This is a genomic window from Marinomonas epiphytica, from assembly GCF_054780655.1.
Window position 1 is genome coordinate 249,616 of sequence record NZ_BAAGVX010000026.1, and the last position, 23,719, is coordinate 273,334.

22 protein-coding genes and 1 riboswitch are annotated in these 23,719 nt (G+C 44.5%); of the genes, 13 read left to right on the forward strand and 9 right to left on the reverse strand.

All coding sequences use genetic code 11. The features are described 5' to 3' along the window. The first annotated feature begins 140 nt into the window (after positions 1-140). Positions 141-1,655: an acetaldehyde dehydrogenase ExaC gene (gene exaC / locus ACYVGZ_RS06250; protein WP_460752751.1), complete on the forward strand. Its 1,515-nt coding sequence runs from the start codon at positions 141-143 to the stop codon at positions 1,653-1,655. Between the two features lie 231 nt (positions 1,656-1,886). Here the strand turns inward: exaC and ACYVGZ_RS06255 are convergent, their stop codons facing one another. From ACYVGZ_RS06255 to ACYVGZ_RS06265, 3 genes are all read right to left on the reverse strand, one after another. Beyond that, a complete protein-coding gene (locus tag ACYVGZ_RS06255) occupies positions 1,887-2,156 on the reverse strand; it encodes a hypothetical protein (protein WP_460752145.1) in 270 nt (89 codons plus the stop codon). Positions 2,157-2,216: 60 nt separating this feature from the next. Beyond that, positions 2,217-2,495: a hypothetical protein gene (locus ACYVGZ_RS06260; RefSeq protein WP_460752754.1), complete on the reverse strand. Its 279-nt coding sequence runs from the start codon at positions 2,493-2,495 to the stop codon at positions 2,217-2,219. 465 nt (positions 2,496-2,960) lie between these two features. Then, a complete protein-coding gene (locus tag ACYVGZ_RS06265; RefSeq protein WP_460752756.1) occupies positions 2,961-3,728 on the reverse strand; it encodes a TlyA family RNA methyltransferase in 768 nt (255 codons plus the stop codon). A 143-nt stretch (positions 3,729-3,871) separates the two neighbouring features. Here ACYVGZ_RS06265 and ACYVGZ_RS06270 point away from each other — a divergent pair, with 143 nt between their 5' ends. The 5 genes from ACYVGZ_RS06270 (at position 3,872) to ACYVGZ_RS06290 (ending at position 9,071) form a co-directional block, all read left to right on the forward strand. After that, positions 3,872-4,711, forward strand: a complete 840-nt coding sequence (locus ACYVGZ_RS06270; protein ID WP_460752759.1) for a sulfurtransferase — start codon at positions 3,872-3,874, stop codon at positions 4,709-4,711. Positions 4,712-4,720: 9 nt separating this feature from the next. Next, positions 4,721-5,632, forward strand: coding sequence for an aldose 1-epimerase (locus tag ACYVGZ_RS06275; protein WP_460752762.1), 912 nt, complete (start codon positions 4,721-4,723; stop codon positions 5,630-5,632). A 111-nt stretch (positions 5,633-5,743) separates the two neighbouring features. Further along, positions 5,744-6,913 carry a nucleotide sugar dehydrogenase gene (locus tag ACYVGZ_RS06280; RefSeq protein ID WP_460752765.1) on the forward strand — a complete coding sequence of 390 codons (1,170 nt, stop codon included), beginning with the start codon at positions 5,744-5,746 and terminating at the stop codon, positions 6,911-6,913. A 32-nt stretch (positions 6,914-6,945) separates the two neighbouring features. Beyond that, the gene (locus ACYVGZ_RS06285; RefSeq protein WP_460752768.1) at positions 6,946-7,974 is read left to right on the forward strand and encodes a glycosyltransferase family 9 protein; all 1,029 of its coding nucleotides are present in this window, start codon (positions 6,946-6,948) and stop codon (positions 7,972-7,974) included. Then, positions 7,974-9,071 carry a glycosyltransferase family 4 protein gene (locus tag ACYVGZ_RS06290; protein ID WP_460752770.1) on the forward strand — a complete coding sequence of 366 codons (1,098 nt, stop codon included), beginning with the start codon at positions 7,974-7,976 and terminating at the stop codon, positions 9,069-9,071. Before ACYVGZ_RS06285 ends, ACYVGZ_RS06290 begins: the two co-directional genes overlap by 1 nt. Here the strand turns inward: ACYVGZ_RS06290 and ACYVGZ_RS06295 are convergent. From ACYVGZ_RS06295 to ACYVGZ_RS06310, 4 genes are all read right to left on the reverse strand, one after another. Further along, positions 9,068-9,853, reverse strand: coding sequence for a glycosyltransferase family 2 protein (locus ACYVGZ_RS06295; RefSeq protein WP_460752773.1), 786 nt, complete (start codon positions 9,851-9,853; stop codon positions 9,068-9,070). The genes ACYVGZ_RS06290 and ACYVGZ_RS06295 overlap by 4 nt on opposite strands. Further along, positions 9,850-10,872, reverse strand: a complete 1,023-nt coding sequence (gene waaF, locus ACYVGZ_RS06300) for a lipopolysaccharide heptosyltransferase II (protein ID WP_460752775.1) — start codon at positions 10,870-10,872, stop codon at positions 9,850-9,852. Before waaF ends, ACYVGZ_RS06295 begins: the two co-directional genes overlap by 4 nt. Next, a complete protein-coding gene (gene rfaD / locus ACYVGZ_RS06305) occupies positions 10,865-11,812 on the reverse strand; it encodes an ADP-glyceromanno-heptose 6-epimerase (protein ID WP_460752778.1) in 948 nt (315 codons plus the stop codon). The genes waaF and rfaD overlap by 8 nt, the downstream gene beginning before the upstream one ends. 66 nt (positions 11,813-11,878) lie before the next feature. Next, positions 11,879-13,009 (reverse strand): AGE family epimerase/isomerase, encoded by a 1,131-nt coding sequence (locus ACYVGZ_RS06310; protein WP_460752780.1) that lies wholly within the window; start codon positions 13,007-13,009, stop codon positions 11,879-11,881. Between the two features lie 100 nt (positions 13,010-13,109). Between ACYVGZ_RS06310 and hldE the strand changes: the two genes are divergently transcribed. The 7 genes from hldE to ACYVGZ_RS06345 all read left to right on the forward strand — a co-directional run bounded on the left by hldE (position 13,110) and on the right by ACYVGZ_RS06345 (position 21,917). Then, on the forward strand, positions 13,110-14,537 hold the full coding sequence (gene hldE / locus ACYVGZ_RS06315) for a bifunctional D-glycero-beta-D-manno-heptose-7-phosphate kinase/D-glycero-beta-D-manno-heptose 1-phosphate adenylyltransferase HldE (protein ID WP_460752783.1): 1,428 nt from the start codon (positions 13,110-13,112) through the stop codon (positions 14,535-14,537). Then, positions 14,538-16,325 carry a lipid A export permease/ATP-binding protein MsbA gene (gene msbA, locus ACYVGZ_RS06320; RefSeq protein ID WP_460752786.1) on the forward strand — a complete coding sequence of 596 codons (1,788 nt, stop codon included), beginning with the start codon at positions 14,538-14,540 and terminating at the stop codon, positions 16,323-16,325. 3 nt (positions 16,326-16,328) lie between these two features. Next, complete coding sequence (locus ACYVGZ_RS06325; RefSeq protein WP_460752788.1) at positions 16,329-17,555, forward strand: 3-deoxy-D-manno-octulosonic acid transferase; 1,227 nt, start codon at positions 16,329-16,331, stop codon at positions 17,553-17,555. Positions 17,556-17,577: 22 nt separating this feature from the next. Next, a riboswitch (TPP riboswitch) is annotated at positions 17,578-17,700 on the forward strand. A gap of 54 nt (positions 17,701-17,754) precedes the next feature. Further along, the gene (thiB, locus tag ACYVGZ_RS06330) at positions 17,755-18,753 is read left to right on the forward strand and encodes a thiamine ABC transporter substrate binding subunit (RefSeq protein ID WP_460752791.1); all 999 of its coding nucleotides are present in this window, start codon (positions 17,755-17,757) and stop codon (positions 18,751-18,753) included. A 37-nt stretch (positions 18,754-18,790) separates the two neighbouring features. After that, positions 18,791-20,353 carry a thiamine/thiamine pyrophosphate ABC transporter permease gene (gene thiP / locus ACYVGZ_RS06335; protein WP_460752793.1) on the forward strand — a complete coding sequence of 521 codons (1,563 nt, stop codon included), beginning with the start codon at positions 18,791-18,793 and terminating at the stop codon, positions 20,351-20,353. After that, positions 20,340-21,044 carry a thiamine ABC transporter ATP-binding protein gene (locus ACYVGZ_RS06340; RefSeq protein ID WP_460752796.1) on the forward strand — a complete coding sequence of 235 codons (705 nt, stop codon included), beginning with the start codon at positions 20,340-20,342 and terminating at the stop codon, positions 21,042-21,044. The genes thiP and ACYVGZ_RS06340 overlap by 14 nt, the downstream gene beginning before the upstream one ends. 15 nt (positions 21,045-21,059) lie before the next feature. Beyond that, positions 21,060-21,917: a DMT family transporter gene (locus tag ACYVGZ_RS06345; RefSeq protein ID WP_460752798.1), complete on the forward strand. Its 858-nt coding sequence runs from the start codon at positions 21,060-21,062 to the stop codon at positions 21,915-21,917. Here the strand turns inward: ACYVGZ_RS06345 and ACYVGZ_RS06350 are convergent. Together ACYVGZ_RS06350 and ACYVGZ_RS06355 are read right to left on the reverse strand one after the other, a co-directional pair. Then, positions 21,914-22,810 carry a DMT family transporter gene (locus ACYVGZ_RS06350; RefSeq protein ID WP_460752801.1) on the reverse strand — a complete coding sequence of 299 codons (897 nt, stop codon included), beginning with the start codon at positions 22,808-22,810 and terminating at the stop codon, positions 21,914-21,916. The two genes, ACYVGZ_RS06345 and ACYVGZ_RS06350, sit on opposite strands and share 4 nt — an antisense overlap. A 13-nt stretch (positions 22,811-22,823) precedes the next feature. Further along, entirely contained in the window at positions 22,824-23,714 is an 891-nt protein-coding gene (locus tag ACYVGZ_RS06355; protein ID WP_460752804.1) for a DMT family transporter, read from the reverse strand. Positions 23,715-23,719 lie beyond the last annotated feature (5 nt).

Here is a 23,719-nt window from a genome sequence, read left to right on the forward strand (position 1 = left end):
AGCGACAAGCTAATGAATAAGCAGGACTATCGGATAACACATCTGGACTTACAGGCAAGCCAAGCTTAAAAGCTTCATCTAATTTGTAAATGAAAGGGTCTTCCTTTGAACAAAACAACAATAAGATGGAGAACAAGGTCATGATCTATGTAAAACCTGGTATGCCTGGTAGCCTTATGAGTTTTCAAGCGGAATATGGCAATTTCATTGGCGGTGAGTGGCTAGCGCCTTGTAATGGCGAGTATTTCGACAATGTGAGTCCTGTAGATGGGGAAGTTTTTTGTCGTATTCCTCGCTCCAGTGAAGCAGATATTAATCTCGCTTTAGATGCAGCCCATAAAGCGAGGTCCGCTTGGGGGAAAACATCGGTCACTGAACGTTCTAGTATTTTATTAAAAATTGCTGATCGCATAGAGCAGAATCTTGAAATGCTGGCGGTGGCCGAAACTTGGGATAACGGTAAGGCTGTGCGAGAAACGCTAAACGCAGACATTCCCTTAGCCGTTGATCACTTTCGTTATTTTGCAGGTTGCTTACGAGCCCAAGAGGGCAGCGCGGCAGAGCTTGATGAGCATACCGTAAGCTACCATTTTCATGAGCCCCTTGGTGTTGTGGGTCAAATCATCCCCTGGAATTTCCCTATTTTAATGGCAGCATGGAAATTAGCTCCGGCACTAGCGGGTGGCAACTGTGTCGTATTGAAACCTGCAGAGCAGACTCCAGCTTCGATCTTAGAGGTGGTGAAATTAATCCAAGACCTATTGCCGCCAGGTGTGCTGAATATTGTTAATGGTTACGGTAAAGAGGCAGGGCAGGCTTTGGCGTCAAGTAAGCGCATAGCCAAAATTGCCTTTACCGGTTCCACACCAGTGGGCTCAAATATTCTCAAATGTGCGGCCGAGAATATTATTCCGTCTACGGTTGAGTTAGGCGGCAAATCGCCGAATATTTACTTCTCCGACATTATGCAACAAGAAGAAGCCTACATTGATAAATGTGTTGAAGGGTTAGTACTGGCCTTCTTTAACCAGGGTGAAGTCTGTACTTGTCCTTCTAGGGCGCTAATTCAAGAAGATATTTATAACGAGTTTACTGCTTTAGTGATTGAGCGCATGAAAACTATAAAACGTGGTAACCCATTAGATACAGACACTCAAGTGGGGGCACAGGTTTCACAGGGGCAGTTCGATCGCATTATGAACTACATAGATATCGGTAAAAATGAAGGTGCTGAGCTACTTGCCGGGGGCGATGTTGAGGCGATTGATGGGTTAAAGGGGTATTACATACAGCCAACTTTGTTTAAGGGTGATAATGACATGCGAATTTTCCAAGAAGAAATTTTTGGACCTGTCGTCAGTGTCACAACCTTTAAAAATGAAGAGGAAGCTCTTGCCATAGCCAATGACAGTGAGTTTGGGTTAGGAGCGGGTGTTTGGACTCGTGATACCAACCTTGCATATCGAATGGGGCGCTCATTAGAAGCAGGTCGAGTTTGGATGAACTGCTACCACCATTACCCAGCTCATGCAGCATTTGGTGGCTACAAGAAGTCTGGAGTAGGGCGAGAAACCCATAAAATGGCCCTAGAGCACTATCAGCAAACTAAGAACATGTTAGTCAGCTACGACATAAACCCACTGGGATTCTTTTAAAGCCTTGATAGACGCGCCAGATTCATGGAGGGGCTGGCGTTGCGCACCCAACGGCGCATTACGGCCTTCGGCCTAACAGCGCCCTACGATTAGGCGACGTATCATCCCAATGGATATTGATGTAAACATTGGCGTTGCGCATCTAACGGACACACGGTTTTAGGTGATACATGGATAATAAAAAGGCCGAATGTGAATCACATTCGGCCTTTATTTTGGTTTTAAACTAGCTTATGACGCTAGGTTGTTAAATTGTGCTTGAAGCTCAGCATATTTAGCTTGGTAAGCTGCTTCTTTTTCAGCGAAAGTATGTGCACCGCTTAGGTTAACGCTGGCATCTACCGCTACACCTTGAAGCTCAAGAGTTTTAGCTAGCGCATCAACACCTGCTTTAGCAGTACGTACTTGTTCGATCGGGCTGTCGTCTGTGTTTGCAAATGCACCAGAAGTCATAACAGCAGTGGCAAAAAGAGCGATGGCAGATTTTTTAAATGTGTTCATAATATTCTTTCCTTTCAATTCAGTTTAATTCGTTAAATTAATATTCAAATAATAATGCGATTAAGAGTTTTGTTGGCTTAGTGCATTAAACTGTGCTTGAAGCTCAGAATATTTAGCTTGGTAAGCCGCTTCTTTTTCAGCGAAAGTGTGAGCACCGTTTAGATTAACGCTGGCATCTACCGCTACGCCTTGAAGCTCAAGAGTTTTAGCAAGAGCATCAACGCCTGCTTTAGCGGTACGTACCTGTTCAATTGGACTGTCGTCTGTGTTTGCAAATGCACCAGAAGTCATAACAGCAGTAGCAAAAAGAGCGATGGCAGATTTTTTAAATGTGTTCATAATATTTCCCCTCATATTTCGGAATATATTTTCCGATTAGATTTTGTTTATTAAGCATGTTTGCTTTCGATGGAATGTATAATAGCTTTTTAAATCAAAATAAAAAGAGGCTGGGAGGCGCTTCCCTTTTTGATTCGTATAATCGATAAAATGCGCAAAATCGTTCGATTTCATAAGGAAAGTTGAAGTATTAAACAAATAAGGAAGAAAGATTTAAATAGATGGTAAGAAGAGTGTTTAACCTAACATTATTATTTTAATTAAGGGTTAAAAAATGAAATTGTGTATTTACCAAGACTGTGAGTTCTTTTTCTTTGCACTTTTTAGATCACAATAAAAAAACAAAAAAGGTGAAAAAAGCACTTGTAAGAAGAGTTTAAACACGGAAAGGTGAGCCAAGGCCTCTTCATGGCTATAAAAAAATTATGGTGTTGCTAAGCTATCACGACCTTCTCCCAATGCGGTTTATAGCTCCGGCTGGTATGTGGCCCAGAGCAGGTATTCTTGGTTTCCGTCACCTCCTTTAATGTTGCTTTTAATATAGCACTCTACTTGAAACCCCAAGCTTCTAATAAAAAGACTCATATCTTTCTCAAGCTGTTTAACTCGGCCCATGTCTTTTACTATGCCGCCTTTACCAATAAACTCTTTGCCAACTTCAAATTGGGGCTTTACAAGTGTTATCAAATGACCACTATTTTTTAATAATGCTGGAAGCTGTGGCAATATTTTGGTTTGGGAAATAAAAGAAACATCCATTACTACTAAATCAAAGCCCTGTTTAGGGTAATGTTTGCCTAAGTCTTGGCGGGTTAAATTGCGCGCGTTAATCCCTTCAAGGCAGGTGATGTTGGGGTGGTTTCTTAAGGTTTTATCGAGTTGATCATGGCCAACTTCCACACCGACAACATGGGCTGCTCCCTGTTGGATAGCGCAATCACTAAACCCCCCTGTGGATTGTCCAAGATCTAGAACATGAAAGCCTGTGATATCCAATTGGCTGTATTCTAGCGCACCTTCCAGTTTTAAAGCCCCTCTAGAAACGTATTTGTCTGTTGCGTCTGCTTGGATCTTTAGCTGAGTCTCAGGGGCGACTTTTAAACCAGGCTTGCCAACAAGTTGCCATGCATTACCATCAAAGTATTGGACACGGCCTGCTTGAATGAAAGATTGGGCTTGAGAGCGAGACTTAGCAAGCCCTTGCTCGGTAATTAAAAGGTCGATGCGTATCATGTAAACTCATTAACTTACTCGGTTTGGGCTGTATTTTAGCAAACTTGTAGTTGCCAAAATAGATAGGAAACGATGTTTCAGATTTTGTTAAACCTGTGGCATTGTGGAGTCTGGGTACCATCAAATAATTAAAGAGGTGAGCAATGATACGACCAAGTCTAATCCAAGTAGAGGAGCTGGCTTCTATTATAGAGCAACCTAACCTGGTGATATTGGATAGCCGTTTTTATTTAACCGATCATAAAAAGGGGCGCCAGGAATATGAACAAGGCCACATTCCTACGGCACTTTTTGTGGATCTTCATGAACAGCTAGCTGGGCCGGAAACGCCTGATTCAGGTCGTCACCCATTACCAGAGGAGACTGTTTTTAGTAACCAGCTAGCGGCTTGGGGAATCGATCGAAATAGCCAAGTTGTGGTGTACGATGATATGGGCGGAGCCATCGCAGCGCGAGCTTGGTGGATGTTGTCGCAACAAGAAATACATGCGCGCGTACTTGATGGCGGCTTCCCTGTTTGGCAGGCTAGTGGTCAGCCGATCTCAACCGAGTTGCCCTGTGCTGCTAAAGTGGAACAAAAGATAGACGTTTCATTTCCTTGGGCAATCACAGAAAAACAGGTGATGGAGAACTTTGAAACGGCTGGATTTCAACTGGTTGATGCAAGGTCGGCAGATAGGTTTCTTGGCGAAAATGAAACAATGGACCCAGTGGCAGGCCATATTCCTGGTGCAATCAATCGTCCTTTTACCGATAACCTTACTGGATTGGGCGTTTTTAAAAGTGTCGAGGAATTGGCATATGAGTGGCAAGCTTTAAGAGATCAATATGAAAACTTTGTCTATTATTGCGGTTCGGGGGTGACGGCTTGTCATAATGTATTAGCATTAAATTACGCAGGCATCGAAGCTGAAAAAGTGTATATTGGCTCATGGAGCCAATGGGCAAAAAGAATGTTAAAGCTCAGTAAAGATAATAATTAGGAGTAGCGGATGACAGTGAAAGAAGTTGTATTGGAAAAGTCAGGGATGAAAGCGGTTATTTCCCCTGAATTGGGTGGTACCATTTTATCTTTTAGTGATCAGAACGAGCTGGGAGAAACTCGTCATTGGCTTAGGCCAGTTGGTGTGGACTTGTCTGACGCGACCCCTGAGGCATTTCGTACCGGCTGTTTCCCTCTGTTTCCTTTTTCTAATCGAATAGCCAATAATAAGTTGTCAATTGAAGGCGAGGTATATCCCTTACTCAGCAATATACCAGGAGAAGTCTTAATCCATGGACACAGCTGGATGGGAGCATGGGATGTGCAACAGCAAAGCCAATCCAGTGTCACATTAATGTTTAATTTGCCCCATGAGCAGGTGGCGTCCTATGGGTGGCCGTTTCAGTTTCAAGCTGAACAAAAGTTTGAACTGCTGGAGTCTGGCTTGAAGGTAACCCTGAAATTAACCAATACATCTTCTAAAACCATGCCAGCAGGTATGGGGTTACATCCGTACTTTGATGCGCAGCAAGAAGTGTCTGTTACTACTCGCTGCCAAGGTATTTGGCTTGGTAGTGATGAAAATATCCCGAATCAACATAGCAATGACCACCCTGCCTTAGCGGATCTGGCAAGTGGTGTCTTACCGAAAGGGTTAGATAACAATTTTACTCAATGGCAAGGAGCTGCGGATATCCGTTGGGCGGGACGAGCTGACTACCTAACGTTAACTGCTTCAGATTTGTTTCGTCATCTAGTTATCTTCAGCCCAAATGAACCGCACTTTTGTTTAGAGCCAGTAACCCATGTAACCAATGCCTTCAATGAACCTGAGTGGGGCGATGCACTAGGTGGTATGCAAATGTTGTCTCCTAATGAGAGCTTACAAGGTGATATTTGCTTTACTATTCAAAGGGCTTAATGCTATTTGAATAGTAACCCATGACTTTGAATAATTTCATCGAAAGTTCATTGAAAGCCATAGGCAACCTACATAAAATGACCACACTCAAATAGGATTAGGGTTTTAGGAATGAAAATAGCAGTAGCAGGCACGGGCTATGTAGGTATATCAAATGCCTTATTGTTAGCGAAACAGAATCAGGTAGTGGCTCTGGATATTGTGCCTGAAAAAGTGGACATGCTGAATAACAAGGTTTCTCCAATTGAAGACCAAGATATTGAACGTTACTTAGCCCATGAAGAGCTCGATTTTGTTGCCACGTTAAGTCAAGAAGATGCTTTTGTTGGAGCCGATTATGTAATCATAGCGACGCCAACGGACTACGACCCGCAAACCAACTATTTTAATACCAGCCATGTGGAAGCGGTTATTCAAGATGTCATAAAGATTAACCCGCACGCCACCATGGTAATTAAATCTACCGTGCCTGTTGGCTTTACTCAAAAAGCCCGTGACAAGTTTAATACCGATAATTTGATTTTCTCGCCAGAGTTTTTGCGTGAAGGCAAAGCTCTTCATGACAATTTATACCCATCCAGAATTATAGTTGGCGAACAGTCGGAACGAGCGAAGGTGTTTGCCGAGTTGCTCGCAAGTGGCGCAGAAAAACAAGATGTGGATATACTATTCACCGACTCAACCGAGGCTGAAGCAATAAAGCTCTTCGCTAATACCTATTTGGCGATGCGAGTTGCCTTCTTTAATGAGCTGGACAGTTATGCTGAAGCGCATGATTTAGATAGCCGACAAATAATAGATGGTGTGAGCTTAGACCCGCGCATAGGCCCCCACTATAATAATCCTTCCTTCGGATATGGAGGTTATTGTTTACCGAAAGACACCAAGCAATTGCTTGCCAACTACGACAAGGTGCCTAACAACATTGTGCGCGCCATTGTAGACGCTAATGTCACTCGTAAAGACTTTATTGCCGAATCCATACTGAAAAGAGCGCCTAAAACAGTGGGTATTTATCGTCTTGTTATGAAAGCAGGGTCAGATAACTTTAGGGCATCTGCTATTCAAGGAATTATGAAGCGCATTAAAGCCAAGGGCATTGACGTTGTTGTATATGAACCCGTGCTCAGCGAAGAGACATTCTTTAATTCTAAAGTAGTAAATGACTTAGACGCATTTAAAGCTATGTCAGATGTTATTGTGGCGAACCGTCTCACTGATGATGTGGCGGATGTAAAAGATAAGGTTTATACCCGTGATTTATTTGGTAATGACGCATAGTCACTTAATGATCGCAGGTTAATAGGAAAAATATGCCTTCAATAAAGAATATTTTGGTCGTAAGAAACGACAAAATAGGCGACTTCGTACTGGCGTTGCCTGCGATACAAGCGATAAAGCAAGCTTTCCCTGCTGCGCAAGTAACGGCGTTAGTGCCAAATTACACAAAAGCGATTGCCGAGCAATTCCAATGGATTGATGATGTGATTATTGATCCAAAAGACCCTGCACAGAAATCGAATCTGGCTAAACAGTTAAAAGCGCACAACTTTGATGCTTGTCTTTGCTTATTTTCTGATCAGTACAACGCGACTTTAGTTCGCCGTGCTAATATTCCTGTGCGAGTTGCCCCAGGGACAAAATGGGTACAGTTCTTATACACCCATAGATTACGTCAGCGCCGCTCCCAATCTCTGAAAGCTGAGTTTGAATACAACCTTGATTTAGCTAACTTTTTTATCGACTTGTTAAAAGGTCAGCCCGTGCCAACTTCTGAGAAGATGTTTCACTACCCTTTAGCAAGCCTTGAGCAACAGAAAAGCAAACTGAAAGCTGCCGGGGTGTTGAGCGAGCGAAAAACTTGCTTTATACATCCTGTCACCGGTGGCTCTTCTAATACCCTTGATCAACAGCAATGGGTAGATCTGGCTGTCTATCTTGCCAGTCGGGCAGATTGGCATTTTGTTATTACGGCAGGTCCTGGTGAAAGTGAGCAGTCACAAAAATTGGTCACAGCCTTAAAAGATAAAGTTGAACACGTCAGCTTATATGATAAAAACGATGGTTTAGCCGATTTTATGCTGTCTATCGGGCTGGCGGATTTGTTTATTGCTGGCTCAACTGGTCCCTTGCACATTGCTGGCGCGCTAGATGTGCCAACCATTGGTTTTTATCCCCGTAAACGCTCTTCAACGCCTGTGCGTTGGAAAACCCTTAACTCACCAGGGCGTTGGTTACCCTTCACACCAACTGAGCAGGAAGACGTTTTGAGTCAATTACAGGTCAGCCGTCGCTTTGACGACATTGGCAATTGGCTTGAATCCTTACAGGAGCAAGCTTAATGGCAGATCCATTGAATGTACTCCATATTTGCATTTCGACAGGTTTTGGTGGGCTTGAGCTGTACCCCATTCGTTTAGGCAAGGCGATGAAAGAGTCAGGTCATCAGGTGTTTGGGATTGCTCTTGAAAACACTCCGACCGCCCAAGGCATGCAAGAAGCTTATCAAGAGGTACTCACACTGCCCAGCCGAGGGTATGGTTTGCGACACTTATTTGCTTTAGCGAAATGGATTAAAAGGCATCGAATTACTCAGGTGCATTGTCATAAATCCAGTGATCTGGTGCTGGCTGTACTGCTTAAAAAATTGTGTCGGTTTAAGCTAATTTATACAGACCACATGGGTGTGAGGCGCAACAAGAAGGATGCCTTTCATAGATTTATCTACCGAAATTTAGACCTATTACTATCAATCAGTCACTTTACCAGAAGCAATAATGTCAAAGCTTTGCCGGTGCCTGAAGATAAAAATATCACTCTCTGGCACGGTACCCAATTAGACCTAACAGGTTTACGTAACCTGGATTTAAAAAAAGAACTCGCGCTACAGACGAATATGAATATTATTGGCATTATTGGTCGCTTGTCCCATGGTAAGGGACACGGTGAGTTACTTGAGGCATTCAGCTTACTGAAGCATGAGCGGGCCCACCTGGTGATTGTGGGTGGTTTAACGGCTCAGGAAGGGGGTGATGAAAAGTATGTCAAAGAATTGCAAGACTATGTTGAGCAGCATGGTTTACAAAACAAGGTCACCTTTTATGGTTTCACAGACTCTCCTGAAAGTTTAATAAAAGCTATGGATATTGTGGTGATCCCATCTTATATGGAAGCTTTTGGTTTAACTGTGATCGAAGCCATGGCGGTGGGAAAGGCCATCATTGGTTCAAGCCATGGCGCTATTCCAGAAATACTTGAAGATAGCGGTCTGCTAATAGACCCTTTTGACTGTCAAGGGATGGCCGACGCATTAGATGCCTTGTGCGAAAATCCGGCTGAGCGAAACAGGCTTGCTCAGGCCTCAAGAGCACGAGCAGAAGCCTTTTTTGGGCAAAAGCATCATTTAGATCAATTGATCAGCTTGTATCGAGGCTGTTAGTCAGGCCGTTTAGCTTGTGAACGAATCCAAAGGTCAGCGTATTTAATGAATGTGGAATGAGCAGACAAGGCGGCTAATAAAAAGCCTTGTTTGCCATCTAGAAAGCCTCTTTTTAATAAATACATTTTTACGAAGCAAGCAAAGGCATGTAAGCAGGCATTGCTTAAAGAAGAGGTTTTGCCTCTTTGTTGTTTTTGATCTGCCGACAGTTTGGCGTAAGAGGCGGACTTTACTAAATAGTGGTGTAAGTCGTCATAGGTATAGTGCGTCATATCGCCTGCTAGTGGCAGTACTTGCACTTCCTCATCAAGCAACACTTTTTCGTGGACTAGGTCGTCAGAATAACGTCCTTGGGCCATTTTGTAGAGTCGCGTGACTCGGTCAGGATACCAACCCGAATGCTCAATAAAACGGCCAAACACCCAGCTCTTGCGATTAACACTGTAAGCTGTGTTGGCTTTATTAGCTTGCACTGCCGCTAGAATACTGGCTTTTAGGGTCTCGCCAATTACTTCATCTGCATCTACCCATAAAATATAATCGGTTTTTACCAGCGCTTGGGCCGCTTGGCGTTGGCGGCCAAAGCCGTGCCAATCGGTTTTATGATAAAAGCTTTGTGTGTACTGGCGAGCAATTTCTTCTGTGTTGTCGGTGCTTCCTGAATCCAGTAGCACTATGTCGTCAACCCAGCCAACTAGGCTGGCTAAACAGGCATCGAGGTTCTTAGCCTCGTTTTTAACAATTAACGCTGCGCTCAGAGTAGGTGTCGTTGCTTGTGTCATGATATGGATTCCGCACCAGAGATGTTGAGGGCCTGAATAATTCGACTGGGTAGCAGTTTATTTTGGCAGTCCGTGTGCCCCAATGGACACTCCCTTTTAAAGCAAGGTGAACAATCAAGTTTTAGGTTATGGATGCTGGCGTTATCCGTTAAGGGAGGAGTAAATAACTCGCTGGTCGAGCCGTAAATGCCATGAACTTTCGTACCGACTGCTGCCGCAACATGCATTAAGCCTGAATCATTACTGACCGCTTGTTCTGCCGCTCCTAATAAATCTATGGCGTCGACTAAGCTGGTTTTACCGCATAGGTTAATAGCATATTCACCAAGAGTATCAATAACTTGGTCACCATCAGCCTGGTCTTTCGGGCCACCGAGTACCCACACTTGATAGCCTGCTTGAATCGCATGCTCAGCCACAGCACGAAAATACTGTATTGGCCATTGTTTAGACGGTCCAAACTCTGCTCCTGGCATAAGAGCAAGGGCAGGGCGCTGGCTTAACTTTAGCGCTTGATACAGCTTGCTTTGGTTGTTCGGATCTGTGGTCAGCTTTGGTTGAGGCAGTTTAGATGGTGGGTAAGCTTCATCATTAGGTAAGCCCAATGAAACAAAACGTTTAACCGTTTGGTTGAGAATATTCTTGTCTAGCTTGCGGCGCTCATTAAGCAAAAAATATCGCTGCTCGCCATGAAAGCCAACCCGTTTTTTTACTTTAGCAAAAAATGGCACTAGAGCGCTCTTCCATGAACGAGGCATCACTATGGCTTTGTCGTATTGTTCGTCTTGTAGGGATTGGCCAAGTTTTTTACGTACCGACATGCTCCATTCCCCATGACCTGTCGGAAGGGCTATAGCACGTCGCACTTCTGGCATACGAGCCAAAATAGGCAAAGACCAGTTAGGGCCAATCACGTCAATAATGGCCTCTTTATCTCGCTCAGCCAGCGATATAAAGAGGCTTTGCGCCATCACCATGTCACCCACCCAAGATGGGCCGACAATGAGGTATTTAGCCATTGTTGTCCAACCAATTTAGGTAGTCTTGCACACCTTGTGCTAGGCCTCTAAAACTGCCTTGGTAGCCAGCTTCGCGGAGCTTGTTAATGTCAGCCTCAGTAAAACTTTGGTAAGCGCCTTTCAGGTGTTCAGGGAAAGGAATGTACTCAATTTCACCTTTACCATAATGACTAATAACGGTTTCGGCAATTGTTCTGAAAGGTTCAGCATGACCTGTTCCCAAGTTGAAGATGCCGTTCTTATCGGTGTTTTCTAGGAACCAAAGTTTCGTGTTGACTAGGTCTTCAACGTAAATAAAGTCGCGGCTTTGTCCACCGGCTTCATAGCCGTCGTAGGCACCAAATAGTTTAGGGTTTTCACCTGCTAATACTTGATTGCGTAAATGGAAGGCTACACTGGCCATGCTACCTTTATGCTGCTCTCTAGGGCCGTACACATTGAAGTATCTAAACCCCACAATTTGGCTTTGCGCCGAAGGTAAAATGGCGCGTACGTATTGATCAAATTGGAATTTCGAGTAGGCGTACATGTTGAGGGGCTTTTCGTTTTCGCGAGACTCTTGGAAAACCGGGCCTGAGCCATATACTGACGCAGAAGAGGCGTATGAAAAAGGTGCCTTATGTTCTAAACAAAAATCCAATACCGCTTTTGAATATTGGTAGTTCACATCCATTACGTATTTGCCATTCCACTCTGTGGTAGCAGAGCAAGCACCTTCATGGAATACTGCACTAGGAGCGATGCCTAGAGTGCCATTTTTAATTGCGTCTAGGAAATCATACATATCCATATAGTCAGCGATATCCAGATCAGAAAGATTCAGGCATTTCTTTCCGTCTGTTAGATCGTCGACCAGCAAAATGTTGGTAATACCTTTGTTATTTAGGGCCTTAATAATGTTGCTGCCGATAAAACCGGCGCCACCTGTAACAATGTACATAATAGAGTGTCCTTTTTGATATGGATGGACGGCAGCAAGTGCCATCACAATTCTCTTGTCGTTAGGCTAATTTAATTCTTGCGCCCATGTTAACACTTCCGTAACACCGAGAAAAATATGGTAACTACTGGTTCCTGGCAGTGGGAAGTCTTTAGGGTGATTGTCTTGTGTTAAATATTCGTTCCAGCGGCCGTTTTCTAAGAAATAGTATTCCTGCATGAAAGCCAAAGCATTTTCAATACGGTGACATTTTTCATCTTTTCCGATTGGCAAGACAGTAATGGCCTTTAAATATTCTGTAATAGGCCAAATGCGCTTTTCTTTATCCAAAGCTTGGTAGCCTTGATTACTAATTTGGTTATACACACCTCCATTGCTCCCCATGCCATAGCGTACAGCGGTACTCCATAGCTGTTGGGCAAGCTCAAGATACTCTTGATTAGGAAGGATCTTATTGGCTTGATATAACAACCAAACCCACTCAAAGTGATGGCCTGGTTCTACTTGATGGCCTGTTTGCGGGTCTGGTTTCCAGTCTGCTTGGAAAAACTCCAATAGAGATTTGCTTTCTTTATCGTAAAAATGCTCTAAGGCCAGTTCGAGCAAAGATTGTATAACGGTTTTATAGGCCTCGTCTTGAGTGGTTTGAAAGGCCGCAATATAACCTTCCAACAAGTGCATATGAGGGTTTTGTCTACGAACTTGCTGAGTATCGACTGGGTATGCTTCGTAAAAACCACCGCTCGGGGCTGACATCTTTTCCACAAGGAAGTGGTGTGTGTCTTTCATTAGGCTAATAGCCCGTTGATCATTGCTTACTTGGTAATAATGACTAAAAGACAGCAGGATAAAGGCTAGAGCATAAGCATCGGTTTTAGTTTCTAAAACATTCAATTCATCGTCTAAAGAAAATATCCAGCGGCCATCTACTAGGTAATACTCAATAATGAAATCGAATAACGGTGTGAGCCGAGCCTGCCATTCTGCGTTAGGTTTGAGGCTTAAGGCATGGCTAAAGGTGTAAAGTTGACGGCACTGAGTGAGTAGACGCACACGGCCCACCTTATTGCGGCTCCAATCGTGCTTGAGGCTCTCGTAACTAAACCCTTTCTCTTGATCGAGTCCATTATTCTGCCAGTTTTCTAATAGTTGATCGAAAAGAAACTCTCGGCAGGTCGCAAGTGAGTTGTTTAGCATAGTCTAAATTGCCTTATTTGCTGTGATCTTAGAATGTCCAACTTATAGATTGAGTATGATAAGATGGTCGCTCTCAAAAATCGATTATTATGTTGCTTATATGAACTCTTCCTATTTGAATTTTAAGGATAAACACATTCTGGTTGTTGGGGATGTGATGTTGGATCGTTACTGGCATGGTGGTACCTCGCGCATTTCACCTGAAGCGCCTGTGCAAGTGGTTAAAGTATCTGATATTGAGGATCGCCCAGGTGGCGCGGCAAATGTAGCCTTGGGACTAGCAAAATTAGGTGTCACCGTCACGCTGGTGGGCGTTGTAGGAGATGATGAAAACGCCAATGTGTTGCAAGCTTGCTTAGAAAAAGAGGGCGTTACTTGTCAATTTGTGCGCTCTCCTGATTTGCCTACCATTACAAAATTGAGGGTGATGAGTCGTCATCAGCAATTAATTCGGCTCGATTTTGAAGAACGCATTGATAGTCTTTCTCAAAATGAAGCAGTGGCTAAACAAGTCGAAGCCTGCCTAAAAGAGGTTGATGCCGTAATTTATTCCGATTATGCAAAAGGTTGTTTGGCTGACGTACAAGGCTTAATTCAAGCATCGAATCGTGCTCAGGTGCCAAGTTTGATCGACCCTAAAGGAGACGATTTCTCTATTTATCAAGGGGCCACACTCGTCAAACCTAACTTGCTTGAGTTTGAGAACATAGTAGGTGTTTGCTCTTCTTTAGAAGAGTTGGAAGAAAAAGCTCGCCAACTACGCGAGCAACACCAGTGGCAGGCGCTTTTAGTGACGCGTGGTGAAGATGGGCTCATTTTATTTGAAGATGGCAAAGCTCCTTTTTCATTAGCGACAGCCGCCAAAGAAGTATTTGACGTTACCGGCGCAGGAGACACGGTTGTGGCCGTATTGACGGCTGTATACGTGACCAGTAAGCGTTTTAACGATGCGGTTGAATATGCCAACCAAGCGGCAGGCTATGTGGTTGGTAAACTTGGAACGGCTTCTATTGATGCCGACCAGCTTGAAGCCATTATGTTTCAGCGTAATCGAACTGCGAACTTTGGTGTACTATCCCCTCAGGATATATTAGAGCAAATTAAACTTGCGCAAATGGATGGCAAGAAAGTGGTCTTTACAAATGGCTGCTTTGATATTCTACATCCTGGACACATTGCCTATATGAAGCAAGCAAAAGCGTTGGGTGATCGACTAATTGTGGCAGTCAATACCGATGCCTCGGTGAAACGGTTAAAAGGCGATAAGCGTCCGATCAACGATCTTGCTCACCGTATGGCCGTGTTAGAAGGTGTGGGAGCGATTGATTGGGTGACTTGGTTCGACGAAGACACCCCCAAAGAAATTATAGAAGCCTTATCCCCTGATGTACTTGTGAAAGGTGGTGACTACACCATCGACAGTATTGTCGGTGCAGACCATGTTTTACAAACTGGGGGGGAAGTGAAAGTGTTAACCTTTGTGGATGGTTTTTCCACAACTTCCATTATAGAAAAGGCAAACCTATAAATGCAGAATGAGCAGTCTGAAGATTCCAGTCAAGATGTCAGTAAACAGTCCAGTGCTAAGGTTTATTGGCGTTTATTAGGCTATTTAAAACCCTCGTGGTTTTATGTGGTGCTGAGTATCATTGGCTACATTATGTATTCTGTAATGGAGCCAGCGTTAGCAGCATTGCTGAAACACATAGTCGATGTTGTGTCGAACAACCAAATTTCAGAAAGTCGACTAGTGATTCCTGGAGCCATCTTAGGGATCTTTATTATTCGGGGGGTAGGTACTTTTTTAGGTTCTTACTTTATGGCAAAGGTTGCCAACCAAGTGGTGTTCGATCTTCGTACCAGTATGTTTAATAAGTTGGTGACCCTGCCTTCTGAGTATTTTCACTCTATGCCTTCCGGGCGTCTCTTAGCAAAGCTTACTTATGATACTGAACAGGTTATAGGTTCTGTCACTCAGGCGGTACGAGTGTTACTCCGAGAAGGTTTCACGGTTATTGGTTTGATGGGCTACATGCTGTATACCAACTGGCGTTTGTCTTTACTTTTTTTGGTGATCATTCCTTTAATCGGAGCAGTGGTTTCCTATGCTTCAAAGCGCTTTTTAAAACTTAGTACCCGTATTCAAAATGCCATGGGTGGAGTGACTGATGTTGCTTCTGAAGCTATTAAAGGCCATGAAGTGGTCAAAATCTTTGGCGGTAGTGATTACGAGAAAAAGCGATTTGCTCAAGCCTCAGAAGAAAATCGTCGCTCCCAGTTAAAGATGGAGATGACAAGGGCCCTTAATGTCCCCATTGTGCAGTTTATTGTTGCTATGGCATTGGCCGCTCTAATTTGGTTGGCACTGGACCCAAATATAAGTGCAGCTATGTCTGCCGGTGATTTTGTGGCTTTTATCGGTGCAGCAGGAATGTTAAGTAAGCCAATGCGCCAATTAACGGAAGTAAATAGTATTCTGCAAAAAGGGATTGCGGCAGCCTACAGCATTTTTGCTTTCTTAGATATGCAAGAAGAGCAAGATAAAGGCAAGAAACATGCAGGCCGCTTAAAAGGCGCTTTGGCATGGCAAGGGCTGAATTTTCAGTACCCCGGAGCCGAGAAAAAAGCCTTGGATAACATTCAGCTTAGCCTACCTGCTGGTCAAACATTGGCTTTGGTGGGGCGCTCTGGTAGCGGTAAATCTACCATGGCTAACTTGATTCCGCGCTTTTACGATGTTGAGGGTGAGCAAATCTTGTTGGATGGCCATTCCATTAACGACTATCGTTTAGCGGATTTAAGGAAAAACATAGCTTTGGTGAACCAGCAAGTCATCTTGTTTAATGGCACAATACGTGAAAACATCGCCTATGGTAGTTTGCGCAGTGCCACAGATAAAGATGTGATGGCAGCGGCAAAAGCGGCTAATGCTTGGGACTTTATTGAAAAACTCGACCAGGGCTTAAATACCATGGTTGGGGAGAATGGGGTCTTGTTATCTGGGGGGCAGCGACAGCGCATCGCTATTGCTCGAGCCATTCTAAAAAATGCGCCCATCTTAATTCTGGACGAAGCCACGTCAGCATTAGATACCGAATCCGAGCGAGCTATCCAAATGGCACTGGAAAACTTGATGGAAAATCGCACTACCATCGCCATTGCTCATAGGCTGTCTACCATTGAAAAAGCCGATATTATTGCGGTGGTGGAAGATGGCAAAATTGTTGAGCAAGGTACACACCATGAGCTGCTAGAAAAGCAGGGCGCTTATGCTCAGCTACACAGTCAGCAGTTTAGCGAATCAAGTAGCAGCTAAAAGATGTGGTGGTATCGAATTGTCTTGTTACTGTTAACGCCGTTTATTTTATTAAAACTGCGGCGTTTTCAGCGCCAATATGAGGGTTACCGTTTTTCTGAAGCCCTAGGGGCATGGTCGCCATTGTCTGTTGATCTTTGGGTGCACTGTGCCTCAGTCGGTGAGGTCTTAGCGGCACGTCCATTAATTCATGCTTGGCAAGAGTCGCATCCAGGTGCCAGTTTGTTAATCACAACGGTTACCCCAACCGGCGCGGAACAGGTAGCAAAAGCCTTTCCTAACGCTAATCATAAGTACCTACCAGTCGACTTGATGTGGTGCGTGAAAAGAGCATTAAAGTCATTATCTTGTCCACAGCTTTGGGTTGTTGAGACTGAATTGTGGCCAAACCTACTCTCGGTCGCTAAGAGGCAAGGTCGTCGAATTAGTGTGGTTAATGCCAGATTGAGTGAACGATCTTTTCGGCGTTATAAAAAATTTTCTTCCTTATCTGCCACTATAATGGCTCAGCCCGATTTGATTTTGGCTCATGGCGACGATGATGCTGCGCGTTTTCGCCAGCTTGGTGCCTCCCATGTAGAGGTGACGGGAAGCATTAAATTTGATCTTCAGCCAAGTGAAGCGGTTCTTGCGTCGAACTGGCGCGAGCTGATTGGTACTTCTTTTGTCTGGGTAGCAGCAAGTACTCACCAGGGGGAAGATGAGCTTTTTCTAAAAGCCCATCAAACCTTGCGAGAGCATATTCACGACGCCATCTTGATAATCGTACCCCGCCACCCCGAACGCTTCACTGACGTGTTCGGGATGGCCCAGCAAACATTTGCACTCACTGGAAGGCGTAGTGAAACTCCCCCTCAGAACTGGTCTGATTTTGCCGTTCTCATTGGCGATAGTATGGGGGAGCTGATGCATTACTATCAAGCATCAGATGTGGCTTTGGTCGCAGGGAGCTTTATTCCTCGTGGCGGTCATAACCCTATTGAAGCTGCCGTGCTGAAAAAGCCTCTTTTGGTAGGAGAACACACTTTTAACTTCGCTGAAATCACCGAGCAGCTTGTTGAGCAGCAGGCAGCGGCACGGTGCCAGGATGCTGAATCCTTGTCAGAGATGTTGCTGAATTTGGCGAGGTCTCCAGAAATGTCTCATTCCATGGGACAAGCCGCTTTCAATTTTGCTAGGCAAAATCAAGGGGCCGTGGCGCGAACTTTAGCGCAAATAGACAAGCTCTAAGGGAGTCTTTACAATAGCGTTTCACTATCTCATGGGGTGCTTTGAAGAAAACTAGTTTTCTTCTAACGCTGAGAGGTCGTTATCGGCTAACCCATTGAACCTGATCCAGATTGTGCTGGCGTAGGAATCGAGATGACAAGTTGGTTAACTACCTTGTGTCTTTCCCGAGCGCCGCTTTTTTATATATAGGAGCGACACCGTGATACCTTCTTTGAAAAACTCTATTGTGGCCATTGTAGCTGCCCTTGCCAGTGCTAACTTAGTAGCCAATACCTTAAATGTTTACACTTATGACTCTTTTGCGGCTGACTGGGGGCCTGGTCCAAAAATTAAAGCCAATTTTGAGGCTGAGTGTGACTGCGAGGTGAACTTTATTGCCTTAGATTCTTCTGTGGGTATTTTGTCCCGTGTGCAGTTAGAAGGTAAAAGCAGTGAAGCGGATGTTCTATTAGGCTTAGACCTGAACCTTATGCAGACCGCTTCCCAAAGCGGTTTGTTAGCAAAGCATGCCGTAGATACGTCGGCGGTAACGCTTGCTGGTGGTTGGTCAGATGAGGAGTTTGTGCCTTTCGACCACGGACATTTCGCGTTTATTTATAATTCTGAAACCTTAGCTGAGCCACCAACAAGTTTGCAAGAAGTGGTTGAGAATCAAGAGCTAAAAGTGATTTACCAAGATCCAAGAACCAGTACCCCCGGCTTAGGCTTGTTGCTATGGATGAAGGCGGTTTATGGTGATCAGGCACCCCAAGCCTGGGAAAAACTCGCTTCTCATACAGTTACTGTGACCAAAGGGTGGTATGAAGGCTACAGTCTGTTCTTAAAAGGTGAGGCTGATGTTGTTCTAAGTTATACCACATCGCCTGCTTATCATGTTGTTGCCGAAGGGGAAACTAAGTACAAGGCAGCGCCAGCTTCAGAAGGCTATTATCCACAGGTGGAAGTGGCCGCTATGCTAAAGAGCTCTAAACAGCCTGAGCTGGCTAAGCAATTTATGGCGTTCATCTTGAGCCCAGGTTTCCAGTCTGAAATACCAACAGGTAACTGGATGCTTCCAGTGGTCTCTCCAAAAGAGCCATTGCCAGCAGTATTTGCACCGGCACTAGCCGTGGACAAGCAAGTTTTGCTTCCTCAAGAGCAAGTGGCGAAAAAGCGTAAAGCGTGGGTGAACGAGTGGCTCGATGCAACGACACGTTAATTGCGCATTGAGTTCCTTCAAGGCTCGGTGGCATCTCTTGCCAGCCAGCCTTGGAGTGCTGTGTTTTGTGATTGTTGGGGCAGCCAGTTTGGCTGCCCTTTTGCGTTACTCGGAATTTAGCCAGTGGCTAGAATACCTGTCTGAGCCTTATTTATGGCGCGTTATTCGCTTTTCACTTTGGCAGGCCTTATTAAGCAGTGTGATCAGTATTCTCGTGGCTATTCCTGTTGTGTCTTGTCTCGCTCACAGACAAATTTGGGGAAAAGCTTGGCTATTACAGTTGTTTGCTATTTCCATGGTGGTTCCGACTATAGTGGCCATTCTTGGTTTAGTGGTCGTGTATGGTCGGACAGGCTGGCTTAATCAGTTATTGGGGATCGAAGTGCCTCTTTATGGCCTATTTGGAATTTTGCTGGCGCATGTGTTTTTAAACATGCCTTTGGCGGCCAGATTGTTGCTACAAGGATATGGCTTGGTTCCTGTTGGTCAGTGGCGTCAGGCGTCTCAGTTGGGGTTTAATCGTTGGCAATCTTTTCGGTTAATTGAATGGCATTACCTAAAAAAAGTCTTGCCAGGGACCTTTGTTTTAACCTTTATGTTGTGTTTTTCTAGCTTTGCTGTGGTCTTATCTTTAGGGGGTGGGCCCAAATCCAGCACTTTAGAAGTGGCCATATATCAAGCACTCAGGTTTGAGTTTGACCTTGGCAAGGCGAGCTTTCTTGCTGTGTTGCAAGTATTAATCTGCACGCTTTTCGCGGTACTGGTGTACAGGTTGGCAGGCCTTAGGCACCAAGATACGAGTTTGTTAGCAGCCAGATATTACCCAGTGAAAGACAGTTACCTTGCCAGAAGTGTGGATGGCTTGGCATTTGGTGTGATGCTCTTATTAGTTATTCCTCCTTTTATTGCAATCTTTGAGCCTGTTTTTTCGCCTAAGTTTTTTGACACCTTATTGAGCTCTGGCCTTTGGCAAGCTGTTTGGGTCTCCATTAAAATTGCCTTTCCTGCTGCTCTGCTTAGTTTGTTGATTGCCATGAGTTTTGCTGTACTGGCTCGATATTGCTCAGAAAGGGGGCGGTTAAGCTTTTTACCTAATCAGCTGGAACATCTGAGTAATTTAATTTTAATGGTGCCAGGTATTGTGATTGCCACTGGCTTATTTCTATGGCTAAGAGAATTGGGTTACGGCTTGTCTTCTGGCTATTGGGTCGTGGTTTGGGTGAATGCGGTTATGGCTTTACCCTTTGTTATGCGAGCACTAATGCCAGTGATATATCAGCAGGAAAAACGTTTTCGCACTCTTTACATTAGCCTGGGTATTACAGGATGGTCTCGGTGGTGTCTTGAATGGCCGCTAGTGCGTACCAGTGTCGCACAGGCGTTTGCTTATGCTTTATTGTTATCACTTGGGGACATGGGGGCTATTGCCTTATTTGGTAGCCAGAATTTGCAGTCATTACCTCTGTATTTGTTTCAATTAATTGGCTCTTATCGACTAGAAGAAGGAGCTTGTGTGGCGGTGGTTTTGATTTCTCTATGTTTGTTGCTGTTTTGTACTACTGTGCGCCTTGTAGGAGGAAAAAACCATGTTGTCCATTGATCTTAGTTATAATTGGGCAGCCTTTGAGGCTCACTATCAGGTGACATTGGAGCCTGGTATTACCACTTTATTGGGTGGCAGTGGGGAAGGTAAAAGTACCTTGTTGCAGCTTATAGGTGGGTTCTTGCAGGGTAAAGGAGTGCTCAACTATTATGGCCTTTCTTTGCTCTCACAGGCTCCCTATGAAAGGCCTATTTCCACTCTGTTTCAAAGTGACAACCTCTTTCCTCAATTAACGGTCTGGCAGAATGTGGCCGTTGGTTTATCGGCAAACTTACGTTTGAGTACTGAGCAGAAGCAAAAAGTCAGCTGGGCACTTGAGCAGACTCAGCTTGTGAATAAACAAAATGCTTTTCCACAGGCACTATCTGGCGGGCAAGCGCAAAGAGTTGCCATTGCTCGGGTGTTGGTTCGTGAGCAACCTATTTTGCTATTAGATGAACCTTTTAGTGCTCTGGACCCAGCATTAAGGCAAGAAATGCTGTTGCTAATTAAGAAGGTGACAGAAGAATATCAACTGACCACGCTCCTGGTGTCTCATCTGCCCCAAGAAGCGCGGCTGGTGGGTGGCAGGTTTCTGCTAATTCGTCAGGGTAAAGTTGTATTACATGATAGGGTCGAAGTGCTTGAGTCAAGTAAGGTAACGCCCGTTTTGCAAGACTATTTAGGTTCTAATAGTCTAGATAATTGATAAAGGTAAATGTCTATGGATGGCTCATCAGTAATTAGGAAGGGTATTGTATTAACCCTTGCCTATGCCTTTGTTATGTCGATTACCGCCTTGTCTGCAAAACAATTGCAGACCCAAGTGGCCGTTAGTGCTGTCGTATTTTGGCAAAGTTTAATCTGTTCATTGATTCTGCTTCCGCAAATGAAAGGGCACTGGCAGCGACGACCTTGGTCGGTTTGGCAAGTGCACTTACTGAGAAGTGGTGGCGGTTTTGCAGGCTTTTTATTTTATTATTGGTCCTTGAATCATATTCCTTTAGTGGAAGCTTCACTGTTGCGTACCTGTGCTCCTTTATGTGTTCCTTTCGTCGTTTGGCTGATGCATAAGATTGTTATTCCGCCCCGGCGTTGGCTGCCGTTGGTTATTGGCTTTGTTGGGGTGGCATTGATTATTCGGCCAACACCAAACCATGTGAACCCTTGGCATTTGGTTGGTTTTTTGTCTGCATTGGGCTTGTCTGTGTCTATGGTGACAACTCGTATGTTATCTCATCAAGTGTCTGGCCGAGAGACTTTGTTGGTTTACTTTTCCATATCCTGTGGGTTATCCCTTTTGCTGGCTTGGGGGCAAGGCGATAGTTTGATGTTGCCTATGGAGCAATGGCCCTTAATGCTGACGGTGGCGCTTACTCTTTATGTGGGGATGTATTGGTACAATAAAGCTTACACTTTTGCCCCTGCTAGCTTGATCTCCCCTGTAAGTTATATTGGGGTCGTATTCAGTGGTGTCTGGGGCTGGCTAATTTGGGGGCATGTGCCGGATTTTTATGCTTGTATAGGCATGATATGTATTTTTGTTAGCATTTTAATCAGTGCGCGCTTGGTGAAGGGCTAAAGCCCTTTAGCCAAGCGTTTTTGATTGAGATAAGTTGCTACAAAGATGCCACTAAAAATCAACGCGATGCCCGCCAAGTGAAACGGGAATAACCGCTCTGACAAAAATATAATTGATAGGCCAATGCTAAATACTGGCATTAGGTGAATAAAATGTCCTGCCATCGCTGCGCCCAGTTTTTGAACCCCTGTATTCCAGCATAGGAAAGAGCCGATAGAAGCAAAAATGGCCATATAAATAATGCTTCCCCAGTTTGCCTGAGTCAGACTTCCTAACTGAGTGCTGCCAAAAATAAAGAATAAGGGCGCTTGAAAGGCGGTGCCAATGAGTGCGGTGCTAGCAAAGAACCCCATTAAACTCATTTGCTTTGGTCGTTTGGCAATGAGAACGGAGTATATAGCCCAGCTCAGTGCCGCGGTTATGATCCAGAGATCGCCTCGCGAAAAAGTAAGGTGTAAAAACGTATCAAAACTGCCGCGACTGACAATGACAATGGCTCCTAAAGTCGAGATAAGAATGCCGACATTTTGTAAGGCTGAAGTTTTATTACCGAGTAAAATGCGCGCCGTAATGAGTATGATGATTGGCATAATGGAATTCAGTAGTACGGCATTGGTGACGCTGGTGGAGGTGAGCCCAATGTACAAGAATAAATTGTAGTTACAGATGCCCAGCCAGCCAAACAGGACTAATAAAGGAAAGTTTTTCCTGATGAGTTGGTGCTCACGCCACAATTTTTGATAAGCAAAAGGGAGAATGATAAGGCAGGCGAGGCTCCAGCGCAGAAAAGAAATAGTGTAAGGGTCAATGCCGTTAGATACTGTCATTCTGCCGAGCACATAATTACCCGACCAAAATAGGACGGGGAGTAACAGGTAAATAAAAGCAGGCATATTCTTCCTTAAATTAAGACTTTTTTGCTAGGTTTTGCACTAACAGGCCAAATAAAATACAGGCGAGGCCGATCAATGTGGAAGTTAATATAGGCTCATCGGCTATTTGCGAGAGCCAAACAATGGAAAGTAGAGGTGATAAAAAGATCAAATTCGCGACCTGACTGGCTTTGCTAGTCAATTTAAGCGCCGCATTCCATAAAACAAAACTGAGCCCCATTTCAAAAAGGCCGATATAGGCCGCTCCTAATACACCCGTTAGATGCCAGTTAGTTAATTCTCCATGCCATGCGGCATAGAGGAAAATAAACGGTAGGGCAAAAAGAAAGTTCAGCGTTAAGCCAATAATACTAGGGCGAGTGTCTTTAGTGTTAAAAAGCCAATAACAAGCCCAGATAATGGTGCTTAACAACGCACAGCCTACACCAGTCAAGTTAGAAAATTCTAAGCTGCTAATTGCGCCTCTTGTGGCAATAAAGAGCACACCAAAATAGCAAGCTGCGGCGGCTATGTAATCGGTAATTTTTAAACGCTGCTTTAATATTGGCACAGCCATAAAGCTGAGCACGATTGCCCAAGTGTAATTGATGGCCTGCGCCTCTTGAGCGGGAAGCATGTCGTAGGCTTGCAGCAACACTAAATAGTAAATAAGAGGATTAATCGTCCCAAATAACAGTGAACTTTTCCAAGATTGTTTGGCGTGCTGTAAGAGTAGTGTAAATTGACCTTGATAGAGCACGATAGCTGATAGAAACGTGGCAGAAATCACGCTGGCAATCAGTAATAGCTGTGCTGGCGATAGGTAATCGAGAGAGATGGAGAAAGCAGTTGCTACGGTCGACCAGAGTAATACGGCGCCTAACCCAAGCAGCAATGCTAAGGTGTTATTAGACAGTGATGCCATAAGAG

What these genes read in the sequence shown, in the direction of transcription:
- exaC (WP_460752751.1), top strand. Translation starts at nt 141, where the DNA reads ATGATCTATGTAAAACCTGGTATGCCTGGTAGCCTTATGAGTTTTCAA.
- ACYVGZ_RS06255 (WP_460752145.1), bottom strand. Translation starts at nt 2,156, where the DNA reads ATGAACACATTTAAAAAATCTGCCATCGCTCTTTTTGCCACTGCTGTT.
- ACYVGZ_RS06260 (WP_460752754.1), bottom strand. Translation starts at nt 2,495, where the DNA reads ATGAACACATTTAAAAAATCTGCCATCGCTCTTTTTGCTACTGCTGTT.
- ACYVGZ_RS06265 (WP_460752756.1), bottom strand. Translation starts at nt 3,728, where the DNA reads ATGATACGCATCGACCTTTTAATTACCGAGCAAGGGCTTGCTAAGTCT.
- ACYVGZ_RS06270 (WP_460752759.1), top strand. Translation starts at nt 3,872, where the DNA reads ATGATACGACCAAGTCTAATCCAAGTAGAGGAGCTGGCTTCTATTATA.
- ACYVGZ_RS06275 (WP_460752762.1), top strand. Translation starts at nt 4,721, where the DNA reads ATGACAGTGAAAGAAGTTGTATTGGAAAAGTCAGGGATGAAAGCGGTT.
- ACYVGZ_RS06280 (WP_460752765.1), top strand. Translation starts at nt 5,744, where the DNA reads ATGAAAATAGCAGTAGCAGGCACGGGCTATGTAGGTATATCAAATGCC.
- ACYVGZ_RS06285 (WP_460752768.1), top strand. Translation starts at nt 6,946, where the DNA reads ATGCCTTCAATAAAGAATATTTTGGTCGTAAGAAACGACAAAATAGGC.
- ACYVGZ_RS06290 (WP_460752770.1), top strand. Translation starts at nt 7,974, where the DNA reads ATGGCAGATCCATTGAATGTACTCCATATTTGCATTTCGACAGGTTTT.
- ACYVGZ_RS06295 (WP_460752773.1), bottom strand. Translation starts at nt 9,853, where the DNA reads ATGACACAAGCAACGACACCTACTCTGAGCGCAGCGTTAATTGTTAAA.
- waaF (WP_460752775.1), bottom strand. Translation starts at nt 10,872, where the DNA reads ATGGCTAAATACCTCATTGTCGGCCCATCTTGGGTGGGTGACATGGTG.
- rfaD (WP_460752778.1), bottom strand. Translation starts at nt 11,812, where the DNA reads ATGTACATTGTTACAGGTGGCGCCGGTTTTATCGGCAGCAACATTATT.
- ACYVGZ_RS06310 (WP_460752780.1), bottom strand. Translation starts at nt 13,009, where the DNA reads ATGCTAAACAACTCACTTGCGACCTGCCGAGAGTTTCTTTTCGATCAA.
- hldE (WP_460752783.1), top strand. Translation starts at nt 13,110, where the DNA reads ATGAACTCTTCCTATTTGAATTTTAAGGATAAACACATTCTGGTTGTT.
- msbA (WP_460752786.1), top strand. Translation starts at nt 14,538, where the DNA reads ATGCAGAATGAGCAGTCTGAAGATTCCAGTCAAGATGTCAGTAAACAG.
- ACYVGZ_RS06325 (WP_460752788.1), top strand. Translation starts at nt 16,329, where the DNA reads ATGTGGTGGTATCGAATTGTCTTGTTACTGTTAACGCCGTTTATTTTA.
- ACYVGZ_RS06340 (WP_460752796.1), top strand. Translation starts at nt 20,340, where the DNA reads ATGTTGTCCATTGATCTTAGTTATAATTGGGCAGCCTTTGAGGCTCAC.
- ACYVGZ_RS06345 (WP_460752798.1), top strand. Translation starts at nt 21,060, where the DNA reads ATGGATGGCTCATCAGTAATTAGGAAGGGTATTGTATTAACCCTTGCC.
- ACYVGZ_RS06350 (WP_460752801.1), bottom strand. Translation starts at nt 22,810, where the DNA reads ATGCCTGCTTTTATTTACCTGTTACTCCCCGTCCTATTTTGGTCGGGT.
- ACYVGZ_RS06355 (WP_460752804.1), bottom strand. Translation starts at nt 23,714, where the DNA reads ATGGCATCACTGTCTAATAACACCTTAGCATTGCTGCTTGGGTTAGGC.